At 53.5% G+C, this 19,672-nt stretch carries 17 protein-coding genes and 1 tRNA gene; 2 read left to right on the top strand and 16 right to left on the bottom strand.

Annotation, left to right across the window (positions count from 1 at the left end; translation table 11 throughout):
- Positions 1-40 precede the first annotated feature (40 nt).
- From HEQ61_RS01710 to HEQ61_RS01730, 5 genes are all read right to left on the bottom strand, one after another.
- Entirely contained in the window at positions 41-1,162 is a 1,122-nt protein-coding gene (locus HEQ61_RS01710; protein ID WP_245183048.1) for an ABC transporter ATP-binding protein, read from the bottom strand.
- A 448-nt stretch (positions 1,163-1,610) separates the two neighbouring features.
- Positions 1,611-1,687, bottom strand: a tRNA-Pro gene (locus tag HEQ61_RS01715).
- A gap of 116 nt (positions 1,688-1,803) precedes the next feature.
- The gene (locus HEQ61_RS01720; RefSeq protein ID WP_168018921.1) at positions 1,804-2,232 is read right to left on the bottom strand and encodes a hypothetical protein; all 429 of its coding nucleotides are present in this window, start codon (positions 2,230-2,232) and stop codon (positions 1,804-1,806) included.
- 341 nt (positions 2,233-2,573) lie between these two features.
- Entirely contained in the window at positions 2,574-6,104 is a 3,531-nt protein-coding gene (gene mfd, locus HEQ61_RS01725) for a transcription-repair coupling factor (RefSeq protein ID WP_322099164.1), read from the bottom strand.
- A 3-nt stretch (positions 6,105-6,107) separates the two neighbouring features.
- Positions 6,108-6,368: a succinate dehydrogenase assembly factor 2 gene (locus HEQ61_RS01730; RefSeq protein WP_168018922.1), complete on the bottom strand. Its 261-nt coding sequence runs from the start codon at positions 6,366-6,368 to the stop codon at positions 6,108-6,110.
- 133 nt (positions 6,369-6,501) lie between these two features.
- Between HEQ61_RS01730 and recG the strand changes: the two genes are divergently transcribed.
- A complete protein-coding gene (gene recG / locus HEQ61_RS01735) occupies positions 6,502-8,592 on the top strand; it encodes an ATP-dependent DNA helicase RecG (RefSeq protein ID WP_168018923.1) in 2,091 nt (696 codons plus the stop codon).
- Between the two features lie 27 nt (positions 8,593-8,619).
- The gene (locus HEQ61_RS01740) at positions 8,620-8,922 is read left to right on the top strand and encodes a (2Fe-2S) ferredoxin domain-containing protein (protein ID WP_168018924.1); all 303 of its coding nucleotides are present in this window, start codon (positions 8,620-8,622) and stop codon (positions 8,920-8,922) included.
- Here the strand turns inward: HEQ61_RS01740 and HEQ61_RS01745 are convergent.
- From HEQ61_RS01745 to nuoI, 11 genes are all read right to left on the bottom strand, one after another.
- The gene (locus HEQ61_RS01745; protein WP_168018925.1) at positions 8,913-9,473 is read right to left on the bottom strand and encodes a DNA-3-methyladenine glycosylase I; all 561 of its coding nucleotides are present in this window, start codon (positions 9,471-9,473) and stop codon (positions 8,913-8,915) included. The genes HEQ61_RS01740 and HEQ61_RS01745 overlap by 10 nt on opposite strands.
- 22 nt (positions 9,474-9,495) lie before the next feature.
- Positions 9,496-9,900, bottom strand: coding sequence for a methylmalonyl-CoA epimerase (mce, locus tag HEQ61_RS01750; protein WP_168018926.1), 405 nt, complete (start codon positions 9,898-9,900; stop codon positions 9,496-9,498).
- A 37-nt stretch (positions 9,901-9,937) separates the two neighbouring features.
- Entirely contained in the window at positions 9,938-11,635 is a 1,698-nt protein-coding gene (locus tag HEQ61_RS01755; protein ID WP_168018927.1) for a ribonuclease J, read from the bottom strand.
- On the bottom strand, positions 11,632-12,423 hold the full coding sequence (locus tag HEQ61_RS01760; protein ID WP_168018928.1) for a type III pantothenate kinase: 792 nt from the start codon (positions 12,421-12,423) through the stop codon (positions 11,632-11,634). Before HEQ61_RS01760 ends, HEQ61_RS01755 begins: the two co-directional genes overlap by 4 nt.
- Before the next feature lie 40 nt (positions 12,424-12,463).
- Complete coding sequence (locus HEQ61_RS01765) at positions 12,464-13,222, bottom strand: biotin--[acetyl-CoA-carboxylase] ligase (RefSeq protein WP_245183076.1); 759 nt, start codon at positions 13,220-13,222, stop codon at positions 12,464-12,466.
- Between the two features lie 16 nt (positions 13,223-13,238).
- Entirely contained in the window at positions 13,239-14,675 is a 1,437-nt protein-coding gene (gene nuoN, locus HEQ61_RS01770; RefSeq protein ID WP_168018930.1) for an NADH-quinone oxidoreductase subunit NuoN, read from the bottom strand.
- A gap of 29 nt (positions 14,676-14,704) precedes the next feature.
- Positions 14,705-16,222, bottom strand: coding sequence for an NADH-quinone oxidoreductase subunit M (locus tag HEQ61_RS01775; RefSeq protein WP_168018931.1), 1,518 nt, complete (start codon positions 16,220-16,222; stop codon positions 14,705-14,707).
- 6 nt (positions 16,223-16,228) lie between these two features.
- Positions 16,229-18,160 carry an NADH-quinone oxidoreductase subunit L gene (gene nuoL, locus HEQ61_RS01780; protein ID WP_168018932.1) on the bottom strand — a complete coding sequence of 644 codons (1,932 nt, stop codon included), beginning with the start codon at positions 18,158-18,160 and terminating at the stop codon, positions 16,229-16,231.
- A gap of 8 nt (positions 18,161-18,168) precedes the next feature.
- A complete protein-coding gene (nuoK, locus tag HEQ61_RS01785; protein ID WP_066135676.1) occupies positions 18,169-18,480 on the bottom strand; it encodes an NADH-quinone oxidoreductase subunit NuoK in 312 nt (103 codons plus the stop codon).
- On the bottom strand, positions 18,480-19,088 hold the full coding sequence (locus tag HEQ61_RS01790) for an NADH-quinone oxidoreductase subunit J (RefSeq protein WP_168018933.1): 609 nt from the start codon (positions 19,086-19,088) through the stop codon (positions 18,480-18,482). Before HEQ61_RS01790 ends, nuoK begins: the two co-directional genes overlap by 1 nt.
- A 93-nt stretch (positions 19,089-19,181) precedes the next feature.
- Complete coding sequence (nuoI, locus tag HEQ61_RS01795) at positions 19,182-19,670, bottom strand: NADH-quinone oxidoreductase subunit NuoI (RefSeq protein ID WP_066135681.1); 489 nt, start codon at positions 19,668-19,670, stop codon at positions 19,182-19,184.
- Between the last annotated feature and the right edge of the window lie 2 nt (positions 19,671-19,672).

Here is a 19,672-nt window from a genome sequence, read left to right on the forward strand (position 1 = left end):
CCTGCGGTACCGCAATGAAACATCCCTGATTTGGCCATGATCAGACGGAGGGAAACACAAAAGTCTGGGATCGATCAAGGGATATGGACAGCACCTCCCCTGCCGGTGGCAGAAAAGAGCCCGGGGTACGCACATGCGCAGCTATCCGTTTGGCAGAAGCGGCTGGCCCTGCCTTTATATACACCAAACTGGTTCTGCCAAGCATCCGGCTATCTGTTACAGTGGCAACGAAAGCGGGGTACTCGCCATCGGCAACCGACGTAAGCCTGATAGCTTCCGGGCGAATCAATACCTCGACAGAGGAGCCCTCCTCTACCCCGTACGGGGCGTCAACCAGACCGAACGGAGTTTCAACAGAACCCCGTAAAACATGCCCTTTTACAAGATTAAAGTCGCAGAAGAAGCGGGCAACAAAGGCAGAAGATGGGTGACTATAAAGCTCTGCCGGGGTCCCTGACTGTATAATCCGTCCCTTATCCATCAAGGCGAGTACATCAGCCATAAACATGGCCTCCTCCGGATCATGTGTGACCATCAGAGCCGAAATACCGCGATCTTTCAGAATCGTCAGCGTTTCGACACGGATTTGGTCACGCAGGTAGCGGTCCAAGCCCGAAAATGGCTCATCTAGCAATAAAAGGGCCGGATTGGGGGCAAGAGCACGGGCAAGGGCAATGCGCTGTTGCTGTCCCCCTGATAACGTATGCGGCCAAGAACTGGCATAAGACGCCATGCCCACGTGCTCCAAGGCTTCATGAGCGCACCGTGTTCTATCGGGTTCGGAGATATGACGAAGCCCAAAGGTAACGTTATCGAGAACCTTGAGATGAGGAAACAGGGCATAGTCTTGGAACAAAAACCCAACGCCCCTTTTTTCTGGTGGGATCATGCGTCCCTCACGGGACAGCATAGTGTGCCCATTAATCCAAACCTCTCCACTTGATGGTTTCTCGAGACCTGCAGCAATGCGTAGGGTTGTTGTTTTGCCACAACCGCTTGCGCCAAGCAGGCACATAACCTCACCCGCTCCAATGCTCAAGGACAAACCGTCAAGCACCAAGCTGTCATCAAAGGCATGGCAAACACCAGCCATAGCTAAACGTGCATTATCCCTTGACGGAGATTGACGGAAGCGAACGGGACGGACAGGTTCGATACGCATTACGACCTTGGTGTAAAAGCTACCTCGCCGGCATTTCTGATGCTTCGGAGCTGGGCTGGAACAAAGAGGAGAGCGCGCCTTCAGTGACAGCACAACCAATAGAACCGGCCATACGGCGGCTCCATGGATCGGGCGCGCAGAAAAGCGGCCTCCAAGCGACGCTGCTGGCGGACTGTGCGACGCCTGACTAGATCGAAGGGCACCGTAAGCACAAGGGCAAAAATTAGAAACTCAATCACGCGACCCCACTGCAACAAAGCGCTGCCAAACGCATCCGAAACAATGACGTTAACGGAGCGTATTGATTATAGGACCGCAATGAACCAAAGAAAAGATGGAATTACGTGAAGTGGCACACACATTTGTAAATGTGCAACAGTGCGCATATTTTATTTTTCAGAGAATGTGCGCGCAATCACCAAAGCACGCTGTATTACTTTTGGCTTCATGGTCGGAGCGGCGGGATTCGAACCCACGACCCCTTGACCCCCAGTCAAGTGCGCTACCAAGCTGCGCTACGCTCCGAAGCCAAACACCCGTACCGAAACAACATCAGTACGGGAGGCGGAATATATCGGCCCTTTATCACAAACGCAATCACAGAATGATGAGCGCAGTCATTTTTTCAGGTTATTCCATACTTAACGGGCCGGCTTAGGTGATGATGCCCCGTGGTACAGATGTTCATTATACTGACACGCCTCACGAAGAGCATCTTTGCCCCCATAACTTAATGGCTCTCCATTCAGAAGAATGGTTTGGTTCTTTATGGTTATCGTCCCAATATAACCCTTTGCCTCAGCAAGAGGGGTAAGCGAGAGACGACGCGCAAGGCTTGTTTCCAGTTCAATAGCAATATACTTCCCGGTCAGATCAGGATTTAGAGTTTGTGCTTCATCACCGTCGACTGTAACGACGGGTTGCCCATGCACATCAACACCTGCAACATAATTGGCACTGCCCCCGGAGGATAAGTCGGCCTGTAAACGGCAGGCTGCGGGGTCAACATCCAGCGTCCAAGATCGACGTACTTCCTTTGCTGAGGCGGCCGCAAGAAGGCTTGCGACCATAAGTGAGCAACCACCATATAAAACCGTACGCCACATTATACCTGATCTTTCACAATCTTATTGTTACGCAAACTAGCTAAAATAGTAGCAGGAAAAGCCGTTTTTATCCCGGAAAAATGCATACTTTTCTTTATAGCCATGCGTTTTACACGTGACAACTCTACCGCAAGCGCATATCTTTCTGCGTGCAAGGGACGTCCTGTTTCGCGGGACGGCCCAAGTTTAGGGAGAAACACCGGGAAATTCCGGAATGCGCGTTACGCAAGTCAAATGTTTGCGGCGGGTAAAGCAAAATAAAGACCAAGGCAAAGAATGTGTGCCTTGGTCTGTTTTGTTTTAGCCTATAAACAGGCCGTGGCCTCTTCGGCCACCTTGGCCAAGTTTTCCATAAGCTGATAAAGACCGGCCATGCGATCCTCTGGTATCGGCCAGTGGCGCATGTAGACAATCTTGTGATCAGGTCTGACCTTGACCAAGGCAATATTCTGGCTGATGAAGCGCACCAAGCCTTCAGGGTTGGGGAAGGTGTTGCCACGCAGCGTCAACACAGCGCCCTTTGGACCTGCATCAACTTTCTCGATATGAGCACGCAGGCAAAGTTGTCGGATGCCGACGACAGACAAGAGATTACGTGCCTCAGATGGCAGGGGACCGAAACGGTCCACCAGCTCTGATATCAGGTTTTCAATCTCATCCGGTGTCTGTAGTTCACCAATACGACGATATAACCCAAGTCGTACCGACAAATCCTTGATATAGGTCTCTGGAAGCAGAACAGGGATGCCAAGGCTGATTTGTGGGGACCACCCGCTATCGCAACTTTCTTCTCCAGGGCTTCCTCCTCCTTTTCTGGCCGTAGCCACAGCTTCCTGCAAAAGACTCTGGTAGAGTTCGATCCCAACTTCCTTGATGTGCCCCGATTGCTCGTCACCCAGCAGGTTACCTGCACCACGGATATCCATGTCATGTGAGGCTAGGGAGAAACCAGCCCCCAGGGTATCTAGGGTCTGCATGACGGTCAGCCTCTTTTCTGCTGCTGGCGCCAGTATGCGGCCAGGCGGCAGGGTCAGATAAGCATAACCACGCTGCTTTCCGCGCCCCACGCGACCGCGCAGCTGATACAACTGTGAAAGTCCGAACATGTCAGCACGATGAATAATAATGGTATTGACCCGGGGCATATCAAGCCCGCTTTCAATAATATTGGTTGCTACAAGGACATCATAATCACCGTCAGCAAAAGATTTCATAACCTCTTCTAGGCGGCTGGCTGACATCTGCCCATGGGCAACAACAGTCCGCACCTCAGGGACAAGAACATTTAAGTGCTCGACAGCCCTGTCAATGTCAGCCAAGCGGGGACAGACAAAGAAACTCTGCCCTCCCCTGTAGCGTTCACGCAGGATTGCCTCGCGGATCACAACGCCATCAAACGGCATGACAAAAGTACGGACAGTCAATCGATCAACCGGTGGTGTGGCAATCAGCGACAACTCACGAACGCCTGTCAGTGCCAGCTGCAATGTCCGGGGAATAGGCGTTGCAGACAGGGTCAGAACGTGCACGTCGGCCTTGAGCTGCTTCAGCTGTTCCTTGTGGGCAACGCCAAAATGCTGTTCCTCATCGACAATAAGGAGGCCAAGGCGCTGGAACTTGACAGACTTGGAAACAACGGCATGCGTGCCGATTACGATATCAAGTGTACCCTTCTCCAGCTCTTCCCGTACACGGGCCGCATCCTTTGCTGAAACAAGACGCGATAGCTGGGCAATACGCACAGGCATGTCCCGGAAACGCTCTATAAAATTCTGGTAATGCTGGCGCGCCAGAAGTGTTGTTGGCACAACAACGGCAACCTGCGTACCGCTCATGGCTGCAACAAACGCTGCCCGAAGCGCAACCTCGGTTTTACCGAAACCAACATCACCACACACCAGACGGTCCATGGGCCGTCCCTTGGCCATATCATCCAAGGTATCGGCTATGGCTTTTAGCTGGTCGTCCGTTTCTGCGTATGGGAACCGGGCGCAGAATTCGTCAAAAAGACCCTCGGGCACAGTCAGAACATCAGCGTCACGTAGCTGACGCTGGGCTGCAACCTGTATCAGCTGATCCGCCATGTCACGGATACGCTGTTTCAGCTGTGCCTTACGGGACTGCCACGCCGGACTTCCCAACCGGTCCAAGGAAACGCCACCCTGCTCTGACCCATAGCGGGTCAGGACATCAATGTTCTCTACCGGTACAAAAAGCTTGTCACCACCATCATAAACCAGGCAAAGACAGTCGTGCGCAGCGCCACCAATATCCAGATTTTCCAGTCCTGTGTAACGTCCAATGCCGTGCTCGGCATGGACAACCAGATCCCCCTCTGCCAGGGCTGAAGCATCCCGTATAAAGGCATCGGCCTTCCCATGTCGCTTGCGGGTTGAGGGACGCGCCAGACGATCACCCAGAATATCCTGCTCGGCTACCAAGACAAAACCGGGACCAAAAAAACCGTGCTCAAGGCCTAGGACAATGACCGGAACAGAGGAAACAGTCTGTTTACAGGCTGTTTTCCAGTCATCAGGACATGACAGATTCTTGACACCGTGATCACGTAAAACACCTGACAGACGGTCTCGTGATCCATGGGACAGGGCGGCAATAACAACGCGTCTCTCTTTTCCTTGCTCCAGGTCAATATGTGCTCGTACGGCGTCATAGACATTTTCGCCATGACGGGCACGAACATCGGCAAAATCACGCCCCGGTCGTCCGCCAGCATCCACACAGTCACTTCCGATATCTGGTGCGGCAAAGGGTGAGAACAAAAGCGACGGCACTGTTTTCAGCAGTCGCGGAAACTCGTCCGGTTCCATAAACAGCCATTCTGGCTGTATCGGGTGATAGACTGTTCCGTTCCCGCTGTTTGACAGGTTGTTCAGGCTGATGCGTGCTTCAAAATATTCCCGGATCAGTGTAGTCCTTGCTTCCCATGCCTGTTCAAACTGGTGATCGCAGGTCACGAGAGCTTGGGGGAGATAGGCAAAAAGAGTGTCCAACCCATCGTGAAACAGGGGCATCCAATGCTCTATTCCCTGCATGGTCCGCCCAGCTGAAACAGCCTCGTACAACAGGTCATCCTTGCCCGGCGCTCCAAACAATTCCCGGTACCGGGTCCGGAAGCGGGCAATGCTGTCTTCGGTCAGGATAACCTCGGACATGGGCTTGAGGAGAACCTCATCCAGATTGCCCGTACTGCGCTGTGTCAGGGGATCAAAAGTTCTGATGGTATCAACATCGTCCCCGAACAGATCAAGACGCAGGGGTTCCCCTGTGCCGGAAGGGTAAAGGTCAATAATACCACCCCGTACAGCATATTCCCTGGGCTCCATGACCTGTCCGGAGCGGGTGTACCCATTGCGTGCCAGATACCCCATCAGGGCATCGACATTCAGCCGTTTACCGGCCAGAATACGGAAGACTGCACCATTAAAAACACGCTTGCCCGGCACGCGCTGGGTGACGGCAGCAACGGTTGTGATAACCAGACGCGGTTTGCCCGGATGTGGCCCGGCCAGGCGGGTCAAGGTGTCCGTGCGTTGTGCGGCAAGGTCTGCGCTGGGTGAAACGCGGTCATATGGCACGCAATCCCAGGCCGGGAAGACCAGAACATCAAGATCGGGGGCGAAAAAACGAACCTCGGCGGCAAGGGTTGCCAACCTCACATCATCGCGGCAAATGTGCAAGACATCGCTGTATGCGTTGCCGCGTGCAAGGTTTGACAGAAAAAGGGCATCGTATCCCTCGGGCAGACCGTGGACTGTTACCTGATGACCGGTACCAAGGGTTTCTATCCGTTGAAGGGCAAAGGAGAAATCAGTCACTGTCTACACGAATCCGTCATAGGGTTTGAAGGCGGTTAGCATATGGAAAACATCATGATCATGCTGTGAAGGAACTGGCTTGCGGCCAATCACCCAGTCCATGATGTCCATATCCAGCTCATCCAACAGGCTTTCAAGCCGATCGAGCTGGGGCGCATCCAGCTCACTGATGCGAGCGGCAACAAAGCCACCAATCATAAGATCAGCCTCTTTCATGCCTCGGTGGGAAGCCCTGTAAAGGATTTTCCTGCGACGCTCATCCATGATAGGTGCACCTTCCCCGCATTTTATGAGAAAAGAACAGGGGATCTGGTATAGATCCTTTCCCCTGTTGCGCAAAGACATTCTGCGGACAGAACAAGAACATTTTCTGCTACACGGAGAATAACGGTCCCCTATGCGCCCGTCGATCCTCAATCCCCTGTTCTGCCCCCTGGACTCTCTGCCCGGCCTGGGAAAGCGGCTGGCCCCGCTTTATGATCGATTGACCGGTGGTGGCGGGCACCTTGTTGACGCCCTGTGGCATTTCCCGACCGGTATTATTGACCGCCGGGCATCACCAACGATCATGCAGGCGACCAACGGCAGCATTGCGACCCTTGATCTCATTGTTGACAGTCACATTCCACCGGCAAGGGGAAGCCGTGCCCCTTGGCGCATACGCTGTCGGGACCAGAGTGGCTATATATCCATCACCTGGTTTCATCCCCGCAAGGAATGGCTGGAGAAATCCTTCCCCGTCGGGCAGCGCGTTGTCGTATCGGGGAAAGTGGATGTATTTCATGATGAGCGCCAGATGGCCCACCCGGATCATGTGGTGCCTCCGTCACAGGCAGACAGCATCCGCATTGTAGAGCCGGTGTATCCTCTCTCTGCCGGAATTGTGAACAAGACAGCCACCAAAGTTGCCCGAACGGCACTGGAGCGTACGCCAGAACTGCCGGAGTGGATCAATCCCCACCTGATCAGCCAGAAGGGATGGCCGCACTGGAAGGATGCGCTGGGCACTGTCCACCACCCGCAAACAGAGGACGACCTGTCGGCCATCGGACCGGCGCGACAGAGGCTTGCTTATGATGAGCTTCTGGCAAACCAGCTGGCTCTGTTGCTTGTACGCCGCGCCAATCGCAAGCGGACCGGGCGTGTCCTGCATGGAAACGGAAGCTTGCGCCGGGCTGTTGCAGCCGCCCTGCCCTTTTCGCTGACCCAGGCCCAGCAATGCGCTTTGGATGAGATATTTGCCGACATGCAGGCGCCGGATCGTATGTTGAGGTTGCTTCAAGGCGATGTCGGAAGTGGAAAGACAGTTGTCGGCCTTATGGCCATGCTGAATGCCGTGGAGTGTGGCACTCAGGCTGCCTTGATGGCCCCGACCGAGATTCTGGCCCGCCAGCATCTTGAAACCCTGGCTCCCTTGGCCAAGGCCTGTGGCATACGGGTTGCCCTCCTGACAGGCCGCGACAAGGGAAAACCGCGTGAAGCTCTGCTGCAGGATCTCAAGGATGGTGCCATTGATATCATTATCGGCACCCACGCCCTGTTTCAGGATGATGTTGTGTTCCGCGATCTTGGCCTCGCCGTGATTGATGAACAGCATCGCTTTGGCGTGCAACAGCGCCTGATGTTGACGGGAAAAGGAAAAGCCGCTGATGTACTTGTCATGACGGCTACCCCCATTCCACGCACTCTGACGCTGACCCTTTATGGAGACATGGATGTCTCCCGGCTGGAGGGAAAACCGCCGGGGCGGAAGCCCGTCGACACACGTATTATAGGACGAAACCGTCTGGAGGAGGTGATTGCCGGGCTTGAGCGTGTGTTGAATACAGGCGCCAAGGCTTATTGGGTGTGTCCGCTGGTGGAAGAATCCGAAACCTCGGATCTGTCTGCGGCAGAAGAACGCTATGCACAGCTGCAAGAGCATTTCGGGCACAGGGTTGCCATGGTGCATGGGCGCATGAAGGGCCCGGACAAGGATGCTGTCATGGAGGGATTTGCCTCTGATCGCCATGACATTCTGGTTGCAACCACGGTGATAGAGGTCGGTGTCAATGTTCCCACTGCCACACTAATGATTATCGAGCAAGCAGAACGCTTTGGTCTTGCACAGTTGCACCAGCTCCGGGGACGGATCGGACGGGGGGACAGGGCATCGGTCTGCCTGTTGTTGTATGGCCATCCCTTGTCGGAAACAGCACGCATGCGCCTTGAGACTATGCGTTCCACCGAAGACGGATTTGTTATTGCCGAAGAAGACCTCCGCTTGCGGGGCGGTGGAGAAATCCTGGGTCTTCGCCAAAGCGGAATGCCGGAATTTCGTACTGCAGACCTTGCTGTACACGGTGAACTTCTGGCTACAGCCCGCGATGATGCCCGTCATGTCATGGAAATGGACCCGGAGCTGGCAACGCCACGTGGTGAGGCCCTTCGTATCTTGCTGTATCTTTTTGAAAGGGATGCCGCCGTAAGGACATTGCAGTCTGGATAACTGTGGCAGGAGGGAGATACCGTCACCATGAATGATGAGGATCCAACCACAATAGAAGTACTGGTATGCCTGAACCGCCGTTACGGAGAAATGCAGAAAAGCTGTTCAGCAAGTGGTGCGGAGCTTGTCCTCTCTGCCCTGAAAGACGCCATTGAGAATGACCCTGTTCTTGTTGACTGTGTAGAGGTAAATGGCTCTCCTTGTATGGGGCGCTGTGTCTACGGACCTAATGTCCGCATTGTCGGCCATAATATGTGGAGCGAGGTTTCTCCCGGTGATCTGGGAGAGATTATGGCCGCGTTGCGGACTCTCGGCGGGCATCAGTCGTAAGAAAATCCATGTTCCATGGCTTTTCTCCATGGGGGGTTCGCAGCAAGAATGCGAGTATAAACGGGACATTGCACGTGGTGTGCGCCAGGGAGCCACCCCGTTGACATCAGAAACTCCTTGACGATTTCCGGCCCGGTAAAGCGGAATGTTCGTCGAAAAACCCGGACCCAATCCTTATGAACCAAGGGGTGGTGAGCATCTATCCAATTGGCAAAGCTGCCATATTCGGCTTTTAAACGCATCAGAATGCGAGCATTCCCAAGTATAGCCTCTACTTTCCGTCTGTTGCGTATAATGCCGGGATTTTGAAGAAGAAATGGCACAGCTTCGTCATTCCAGCCGGCCAAGATGTGCGGATCAAAACCGGCAAATGCTTCCCTCAGGGATGTGCGGCGTTTGAGGATCAACTCCCATGACAAGCCAGCCTGAAAGATCTCCAAGGACAATCGCTCCAGCAACGCTTTATCATCCCGCAAGGGGAATCCATATTCGCTTTCGTGATAAGCGTGATGCACCGGATGCTCCGGAGCCAAGTCGCAGTACCAGCTCACCGTGTCCTGTTCTCCGTCGAAATCAGGCCTGTTCAAGCTCGATCAAGGTACCAAATGCATCCTTGGGGTGGAGAAACAAAACCGGCTTCCCGTGAGCGCCTGTTTTTGGTTCACCACTTCCAAGAATACGCATCCCCTGTGCTTTCAGATGCCTGCTTGCCGCCAACAGGTCCCGGACTTCATAACACATATGGTGCATGCCTCCCCCGGGATGGTCAGTCAAAAAGCTTCTGATAGGGCTGTCATCCCCCAAAGGGTGCAAAAGCTCGACCCGGGTATTGGGAAGTTCGACAAAAATAACACTCACCCCGTGGTCAGGCAAATGAAGCGGCGCAGAAACAGGGGCACCCATTGTATCCTGATAAAAGCGAGAGGCTTTTTCCAGATCCGGCACGACAAGAGCAACATGGTTAAGGCGCCCGATCATGCCATCTCTCCTCCCCCCGCTTCCGCTTGCACAGATCCTAGAGCCTGACGAGATGCACGTCAGTCAAAGGTTTCCGCCCTTGATCTTGATTCATGACACGGCGCACAGCCCGTCGGACCGCTTCCCTAACCGTGTCATCATTTCTGCGATCACGCGGATCGAGGTCACCAACAGCATCCGTTACCGCATCGGCAAGACCGATCCCCTGTGGCTCGTCATCGTCATCGGGAGTAAACAGGCCATGCGTTGTGACAAGCGGTGGTGCCAGAACCTGCCCCTTGTGATCAAGGACCAAAGTAATGACAGCGGCCCCATTGACCATCATTTTCTTGCGGTCCCGCAACACCGGGCTGTCCATGGGAACAATGCGATCCCCCTCCAAGGTAAGACGCCCCACAGGCACCGAAGCAAAAACATGAGGATTATCTGACGATGTCAGATCAAGAACCTGTCCATTATCGAGGACAACAGCCTTCCGTGCCCCATGATCAAGGGCAAAATCCGCATGAACCTGAAGGTGGCGACGCTCCCCGTGAACGGGCACAACAACCGTTGGCCGAAGCAGACGGTAAAGTTCACCGACCTCATCCTGGGATGGGTGGCCGGACACATGAATAAAGGCGTCCCGATCCGTCAGAACATCGACCCCGGAGCGTACAAGGCGGTTCTGTAGACGGAAAATAGCTTTCTCGTTGCCGGGAATAACCCGAGATGAGAACAGAACTACATCACCCCGTCCCAATGTAACGTGAGGATGATGACCCCAGGCAATACGCGCCATAGCGGCCCGGGATTCACCTTGGGATCCTGTGCAGAGATACAAGACCTGGCGTGCCGGCAGATCCGCTGCATCATCAGCCTCAAGAAGCGGGCCAATATCGCCGATATAGCCTGTGGAACGGGCTGTATCCACCATGCGCCACAGGGAACGCCCCACAAGGCACACCTGCCGTCCGTTAGCACGGGCTGCCTTCACGATACTTTCAACGCGGGCAATGTTGGAGGCAAAGCAGCACACGGCCACACGCCCGTCAAAACGCCCCAGCATATCAACAAGACTGCGACGAACATCTCCTTCCGAGCCTGAGCGACCCTTGTTCAGAATATTGGTGCTGTCGCTGATACAGGCTGTAATACCCTCATCACCAATGGCCTGAAGCCGTTCATAATCAACCGTACCGCCAACCATTGGCTCGGGGTCCATCTTCCAGTCCCCGGTATGGTAGATATTGCCATGCACCGTACGAATGACAAGGCCATTCGGTTCAGGAATGGAGTGGGTAAACGACACAAACTCAACATTGAACGGGCCAATGTCTACCCGCCCGCCAAGGGGTACAACGTGAACCGGCACTTCGCCATCCAAGCCCTCTTCCTTCAGTTTATGCCTGAGAAATTCCGCAGCAAACGGCGTTGCATAAACCGGGCACCGCAAATCGGGCCACAAATAGGCAACTGCGCCTATGTGATCTTCGTGTGCATGGGTGATCACGATACCGGCAAGATCAGCGGCATTCTCTTCCAAAAAAGAATGATCCGGCATGACAACATCGACACCGGGTATTTGGTCGTCGCCAAAAGTAACGCCCATGTCTACGGCCAACCACCGCCCTTGGCAGCCGTAGACATTCAGATTCATACCTATTTCACCGGTTCCCCCCAAAGGAACGAAGACAAGCCGATCTTTCGGGGCTTTTGTAAGGCGGGGCAGCGTTGCAGTATCAACAGCAGTCATGCGCGTTTCAATTTTTCTTCCGTAATGTTGTGTCGATAAATCTCGACAAGCCCTCGCAGGGTTAAATCACTGTCAAGATGATGAATAACATCGGTCGCTTCTGCGAACAGGGGAGCAAGCCCACCAGTCGCAACAACCGTCATTGGTTCGCCAAATTCCTTGGATATCCTGCTGACCAAGCCTTCGATCAAGCCTATGTAGCCCCAGTATACTCCTGACTTCATGGCAGGAACAGTTGCCTTGCCAATAACAGACAAGGGGCGGCCAACAGCCACTCGCGGGAGTTGGGCGGCCGCCATGTGCAATGCTTCCAGAGACAGGTTGATACCTGGGCAAATACAGCCGCCGTGATAGTTTCCCTGGCGATCGACAACATCAAAGGTGGTTGCTGTTCCAAAGTCAATGACAACAAGGGATCCACTGTATCTGGTGTGCGCCGCCACGGCATTGACCAGACGGTCTGCCCCCACTTCTTCCGGTCGATCGAGCAGGATTTGCAGATCAAGCTGGACCCCGGGTTCGCCAACAACTAAAGGCTCTGTATGGAAATAGGTACGACACAGCGTCTTCAGTGCAAAGACATTTGCTGGAACAACCGATGCCATAACAGCGGCAGAAATATCTTGGGGCTTTAACCCCTTCAGTTGCATAAGCTGGGTCAACCAGACCCCGTACTCATCGGCTGTACAGTCAGAGCGGGTAGAAGAGCGCCATTCTCCCATGGCTTTCTCACCGTCATAAACAGCAAAAACAATGTTGGTATTGCCGGAGTCGATAACCAGAAGCATTCCGTACAGATCCCAAATTCAAAGAATTCTGCGCCAGATATCAACCGAAGAAGACATCAGCAGCCAAAATACGATGCTGTCCTGCCTCATTATGCAGCACAAGGGCACCGTCTGCATCGAGATCAGAAAAAATACCGCAAACTGATGAGCCATCCGGAAGATTTGCTACCATACTACCGCCCAAGCCACATGCCTTGGATTTCCATGCCTGGCGGATGGGAACAAACCCTTCCTCTCTCCATTGCCGAAGTCTGCCGTACAGGGCATGGCAGAAAAAAGAAGCAACATCAAGAGCAGAAAAAGAGATGCCTTGTTCGGCAAGACTCGTGACAGGGTAGTTTGTGGGAGTAACCTGCGGTCGATGCAACACGTTCACCCCAACCCCCACAATAATCCATGGCGTATCTGTTTCCAGAAGGATACCCGACACCTTCGCCCCGGAAACAAGCACATCATTTGGCCATTTCAGGGCAACATCCAGTGCTGGGGCCATACTGGAAAAAGCGTCCAAAAGAGCCAATGCTGCAATAAAGGATAATGATGCGCTATCAGCCACCCCTTGCGCAGACTGCCGTAAGCGGATGGACAGAAACAGATTTCCTTCCGGGCTTTCCCATGAACGGCCACGTCGGCCACGCCCAGCAGTCTGGGAACCGGCAACGATGACAAACCCCTCTCCTGGATCACTGTTACGTCGGCGCTTTATTTCCTCGTTTGTACTATCCGTTTCACGCAGGAACACAAGGCGCCACCCTTTAGGTAGCGCCTCGTCCCTGTGTGTCCGGATCATATTCGGCATGGAAATCAACAGCAGATTATCCCGGGAACAGTGCTTTGGCAGCCAGATCAGCCTGGGCAATCAATGGGGCGGGCCAAGCCAGGAAGAAGGTCGTGACAAAAGCAGTTCCGGAAAGAATCAGCGTATTTGATGATGGCACCGGATCAAACGTCTCCGATGGCTCATCAAAGTACATCACCTTGATAACCCGTATGTAGTAGAAGGCCGCAACGACACTGGACAGCGCCAGAATGATGGCCAAAGCCAACTGACCTCCGTCCAAGGCTGCGATAAAGAGCCCCAGCTTGGCAACAAAGCCGGCAAAAAACGGAATGCCTGCCATAGAGAATAAAAAGATCGCCAAGGCTGCGGCCAAGCCCGGTGATGCTTTGTGCAGCCCCGACAGATCGCTTATTTTTTCCAGCGCCTGCCCACCGGAACGCATGGAGAGAATAACCGCAAAACTGCCAACACTCATAAAGACATACAGAGCCATATACAGCAGAGCCGCACTGACACCAACTTCGGTCCCTGTTACCAAACCCACCAGCACATAACCCATATGGCCAATCGAAGAATAAGCCATCAGCCTTTTTATATTGGTCTGGGCTACAGCACCAAATGCGCCAACAATCATCGAACCGGCAGACACAAGCCACAACACTTGCTGCCAAGCACCAGCCAAGTCAGCAAACGGCCCGACCAAAAGGCGGATAAACAAGGCAATTGCGGCAACTTTGGGTGCCGCTGCAAAAAAAGCTGTTACCGGGGTTGGTGCCCCCTCGTACACATCGGGTGTCCACATATGGAAAGGAACGGCAGAGACCTTGAATGCCATGCCACACAGCATGAAAACCAAGCCAACAATCGCCCCGGTCGGAGCATGCTCTCCCAAGACCTTTGCCAAGACATCAAAAGACGTTGTTCCGGAGAAGCCATAAACCATCGACATCCCGTACAGCAACATGCCCGAAGCCACAGAGCCCAGCACAAAGTACTTCAGCCCGGCCTCGGTTGACTTGACTGTATCCCGCCGCAACGCAGCAAGAACATAGGATGCAAGGCTCATCAGCTCCAGCCCCAAGTACAGGGACATCAGATTATTAGCCGAGATCATCATCAGCATGCCAAGCGTGGCAAACAGCATGACAACAGGAACCTCAAATCTCTCCATTTGCTCACGTGCCATCCATGACAACGTCAGGATTAGCGTCAAGGCGGCAGCAAACAGTGTCACAAGCTTTGCGTAGCGTGAAAAACCATCAGAGACAAACATGCCATTAAAGGTACTCATTACTCTGGGTTCACCAGCAAATACAACCGCCATAGTGACCAAAAGAGCCAGAACAGCTATCCAGCCCACTGCCGCTGTCGCATCCCCGCGGCGGAACACACCAATCATCAGAAGGGCAAGGCCGGAACAAGCCAGGATCAGTTCAGGGGCGGCGACCCCAAGGTTTGCGATCACAGTCATGGTGTCAGTTACCTCTCCAGTCGCCGGCCTCAGCGAAATGCCACAGCAGTGCCCGAACCGGCATCTGCCAAGGCAGCATGATAATTTTCAACAAGGTGGATTACAGAAGCGTGCATGGGCTCCAGGAATGAAGATGGATAAATGCCCATCCACAGCACAACAAGGATCAAGGGAACAAAAATCGCCACTTCACGCGGGTTCATGTCCAACATGGCCTTCACGTCATCCTTGTCGAGCTTTCCAAAGCAAATCCTGCGATACAGAAGCAAGGCATATGTGGCACCCAGGATCAATCCTGTCGCAGTAAATAGCCCAACCCAGCTGCTGGTTTGGAAAACACCCAGAAGAATCATGAACTCCCCGACAAAACCGGATGTACCCGGCAGGCCGACAGACGCCATGGTAAAGAACATGAAAACCAGCGCATACTTGGGCATGACATCAGACACGCCACCATAACGGGCCATCTCACGCGTATGGAGACGGTCATAAACAACGCCAACACACAGAAAGAGAGCACCGGAGACAACCCCATGCGAAAGCATCTGGATGATCGCCCCCTCAATTGCCTGCTGATTCAGCGCAAAGGTACCAACGGTCACAAAACCCATATGCGCTACAGAAGAATAGGCAATCAGCTTCTTCATATCCTCCTGCACCAAGGCCACCAATGATGTGTAAATAATGGCTGCAACTGACAGCGTGAACATCAATGGTGCGAAATACTGCGTTGCTTCTGGCAGCATCGGGATAGAAAAACGCAGGAAGCCGTACCCACCCATCTTCAGCAAGACACCGGCAAGAATTACCGAACCTGCAGTCGGGGCCTCAACGTGCGCATCAGGAAGCCATGTGTGGAATGGCCACATCGGCACCTTGACCGCAAAGGAGGCAAACATTGCAAGCCACAGCCAGAGCTGCATATCCCGCGAAAAATGCGTTTCCATAAGGGTAGGGATATCGGTTGTTCCGGCAACCAAAAGCATGGCGACAATCGCCACCAGCATCAGGACAGAACCAGCCAAGGTGTACAAGAAAAACTTGAAAGCAGCATAAACCCGACGCGGACCGCCCCAAACACCGATCATGATGTACATGGGGATCAGGACAGCTTCGAAGAAGATGTAGAACAGGACATAATCAAGGGCACAGAACATGCCAACCATCAGGGTTTCCAGAACCAAGAAGGCCAACATGTACTCTCTGACCCGCTTCTCGACAGCTTCCCAAGCCGACAGGATGCAAAGAGGGGTCAGGAACGTCGACAGCAAGACAAAGAACAGAGAAATACCATCCAGCCCCATGTGGTAGCTTATGCCCCATACGGGCAGCCATTCCACCTTCTCGACAAACTGGAATTCTGCTGTGGCCGGGTTGAATCCCTCCCACAAGCCAAGGGAGATCAGAAAGGTTGCAACAGAGGTCAGCAGGGCTACATTACGTGCGTTACGCGCAACGGCTTTTTCGCTGCCGCGCACGAACAAGACAAACGCAGCGCCGACCAGCGGAAGAAACGTGACGATTGACAGAAGAGGAAGGTCGGTCATTGGCGCTTATCCTGCATGTCTGATGATATACCAGGTTACAAACACCGCTACGCCAAGAATCATGGCAAAGGCGTAATGATACAAATAACCGGACTGCATCCGTGAAAACCGGGCCGCTATACTGCGTGTTGCAGCAGCAAGCCCATCAGGACCAACACCGTCGATCAAGGCTCCGTCACCACCTTTCCAGAACCCACGGCCCAGAACAAAGGCCGGACGCACAAAGATGCGGTCAAACAGCTCGTCAAAGTACCATTTGTTCAGAAGGAAAAGGTACAGTGGGCGCAGGGCTTTGGCGATGACACCGGGTACCTTGGGAGCAAACATGTAAAGGATGTAGGCCAACACGATACCACCGCCACTCATATACAGGGGCATCAGCTTGACCCAAGAAGGAACGTGGTGAGCTGCACCGACAGTATCATGCCCCTCCAAAACCAGAATGGCACTCCCCCAGAAGCTGGAACGTGCATCCCCGACAAAAAGATCATAGCCAATCCAGCCAGAGAACACGGCCCCGACAGAAAGAACCAGAAGGGGGATCACCATGATCGCCGGGCTTTCATGAACATGGCTCATGACATAGTCATCAGCACGCGGCTTTCCGTGGAACGTTAGGATGAGCAAGCGCCAGGAATAGAAAGCGGTCATTCCTGCAGCAGCAATCCCCATCCAGAAGGCGTAGGTACCAACGGCACTGTGAGCCGCAAAAGCCGTTTCCAGGATCATGTCCTTGGAATAGAAGCCGGCAAAGAACGGTATCCCGGCCAAGGCGAGAGAGCCAATCCACATCATCGCGTACGTGACGGGGATATGCTTCCAGATTCCCCCCATCTTGCGGATGTCCTGCTCGTCAGACATGGCATGGATAACGGACCCAGCCCCCAAGAACAGAAGCGCCTTGAAGAAAGCGTGTGTCATCAGGTGAAAAATAGCAGCCTGATAAGCGGAAACACCAATCGCGAAGAACATATATCCCAGCTGGGAACACGTCGAATAGGCAATAACCCGTTTGATATCGTTCTGAACACACCCGACAGTCGCCGCAAAGAATGCGGTTGTTGCACCAACGACAGCAATGATAGCCAAGGCATCAGGAGCCAGTTCGAACAGGGGTGACATACGGCTGACCATAAAGACACCCGCCGTCACCATCGTTGCCGCATGGATCAGGGCCGAAACTGGTGTTGGACCTTCCATGGCATCAGGGAGCCATGTATGCAGACCCAACTGGGCCGATTTGCCCATGGCACCAATAAACAACAGGAAGCCAATGATGGTCAGGGCGTGCCATTCCGTTCCAAAGAAACGAACCATACTGTGGGCATGATCTGGTGCAGCAGCAAAAATCGCGTTGAACTCCACTGATCCAAACAGGAAGTAGACGCCAAAAATACCAAGGGCAAAACCAAAGTCGCCAACACGGTTGACGATGAAGGCCTTCATGGCGGCGGCGCAGGCCGACTGTTTCTCGTACCAGAAACCGATCAAAAGATAGGACGCCAAACCAACGCCTTCCCAGCCGAAAAACAGCTGAACAAGATTATCAGCCGTGACCAGCATCAACATCATGAAGGTAAACAGCGACAGATAAGCCATAAACCGGGGAACTGATTTATCATGGTGCATATATCCGCATGAGTAGACATGCACCATCGACGAAACACCATTGACGACAATCAGCATAACCGCCGTCAGGGTATCGAAACGCAGAGCCCATGACACCTGAAAGTCGCCCGATGAAATCCATTTCAGGAGTTCAACCGTAACCGGCTTTTGCCCCATGGCAGCTTCAAAGAAAATAGCAACTGACAGCGCTGCTGATAAAAGAACAGCGGATGTGGTGACCACCTGGGCACCGGTATCTTTCAACCAGTGACGGAAGAACCCGGCGATTACGGCTGCCAGCAGAGGCAGAAATATGGCTGCGACGTACATCTGCTTTCTCAGCCCTTCATCTGGTTGATGTCTTCAACAGCGATTGAACCCCGGTTACGGAAGAACACAACCAGGATTGCAAGACCAATAGCGGCTTCAGCAGCAGCAACTGTCAAAATGAACAAGGTAAACACCTGACCGACCAGATCCCCCAGAAAGGAGGAAAAAGCCACCATGTTGACATTGACGGCCAAAAGCATCAGCTCGATCGACATCATGATAATCACGACATTCTTGCGGTTCAGGAAAATCCCGACCACACCCAGCACGAAGAGTATCGCGCCGACTGTCAGATAATGCGACAGACCAATCTGTAGCATCAGATCCCTCCCCTGGTCGGAACTTTTTTCAGCTCTACCGTACGCCCACGATCAAGCTGGCGGGTAATGTGCTGTTTTCTCACGCCCGGACGCACGCGATGCGTCAACATGATGGAGCCAATCATGGCCACAAGAAGCACAAGACCTGCGGCTTGGAACAGATAGATGTAATCCGTATAGATCAGGTTACCCAAAGCCGCTGTGTTATGAACCTCCGAGAGCGGAGGAATAGGAGCTTCGCGCACCGACTGAACATCAGGCGACAAGGCCCAGCCACCCGTTACTGCCACAATCTCCGCCAAAAGAATGGCACCAATTGCAACCCCGACCGGCATGTATTCGGCCATTCCCTCGCGCAGACGCAGGGTATTGAGATCCAGCATCATCACGACAAACAGGAACAGCACCGCAACCGCACCGACGTAGACAACAACCAGCAACATCGCCAGAAACTCGGCACCGAGGAGGATGAACAAACCCGCAGCATTGAAAAACGTCAGTATCAACCAAAGCACGGAATGAACCGGACTACGGGCCGTGATTACCATGGCGGCGCTGAAAATAGCCACTACAGTAAAAAGATAAAATGCCAAGCCCTGCAGGATCATCGGTCCCCCTTCCCGAATACGCCGGGTACATAAATCAGACAGTGCATTTTCCAAACCTTGAGAAGATATCCCACATAGAGCGGGTCTTCTGAATCAGCGATACGGGGCATCAAGTTCAATCCGCTTTGCCAGTTCTTTTTCCCAGCGGTCACCATTGGCAAGCAGCTTGTCCTTGTTGTAGAGCAGCTCTTCGCGTGTTTCCGTGGCAAACTCGAAGTTCGGCCCCTCGACAATGGCATCAACCGGACACGCCTCCTGGCAAAACCCACAGTAGATACACTTTGTCATATCAATGTCATAACGCGTGGTACGACGGCTTCCATCGTCCCGCGGCTCAGCTTCAATCGTAATGGCTTGGGCCGGGCAGATAGCCTCACACAGTTTACAGGCAATACAGCGCTCCTCGCCGTTTGGGTAACGGCGCAAAGCATGCTCGCCACGGAAACGCGGGCTTAGCGGCCCCTTTTCCATCGGATAATTAATGGTGACCTTGGGCTTGAAGAAATACTTCAAGGTCAGTCCCATACCCTGCAGAATCTCCGTCAGCAGGAAAGACCGGACAGTACGGTCAATAAAAGCCATTG

Source organism: Haematospirillum sp. H4485 (assembly GCF_012102745.1).
Taxonomy (GTDB): domain Bacteria; phylum Pseudomonadota; class Alphaproteobacteria; order Rhodospirillales; family Rhodospirillaceae; genus Haematospirillum.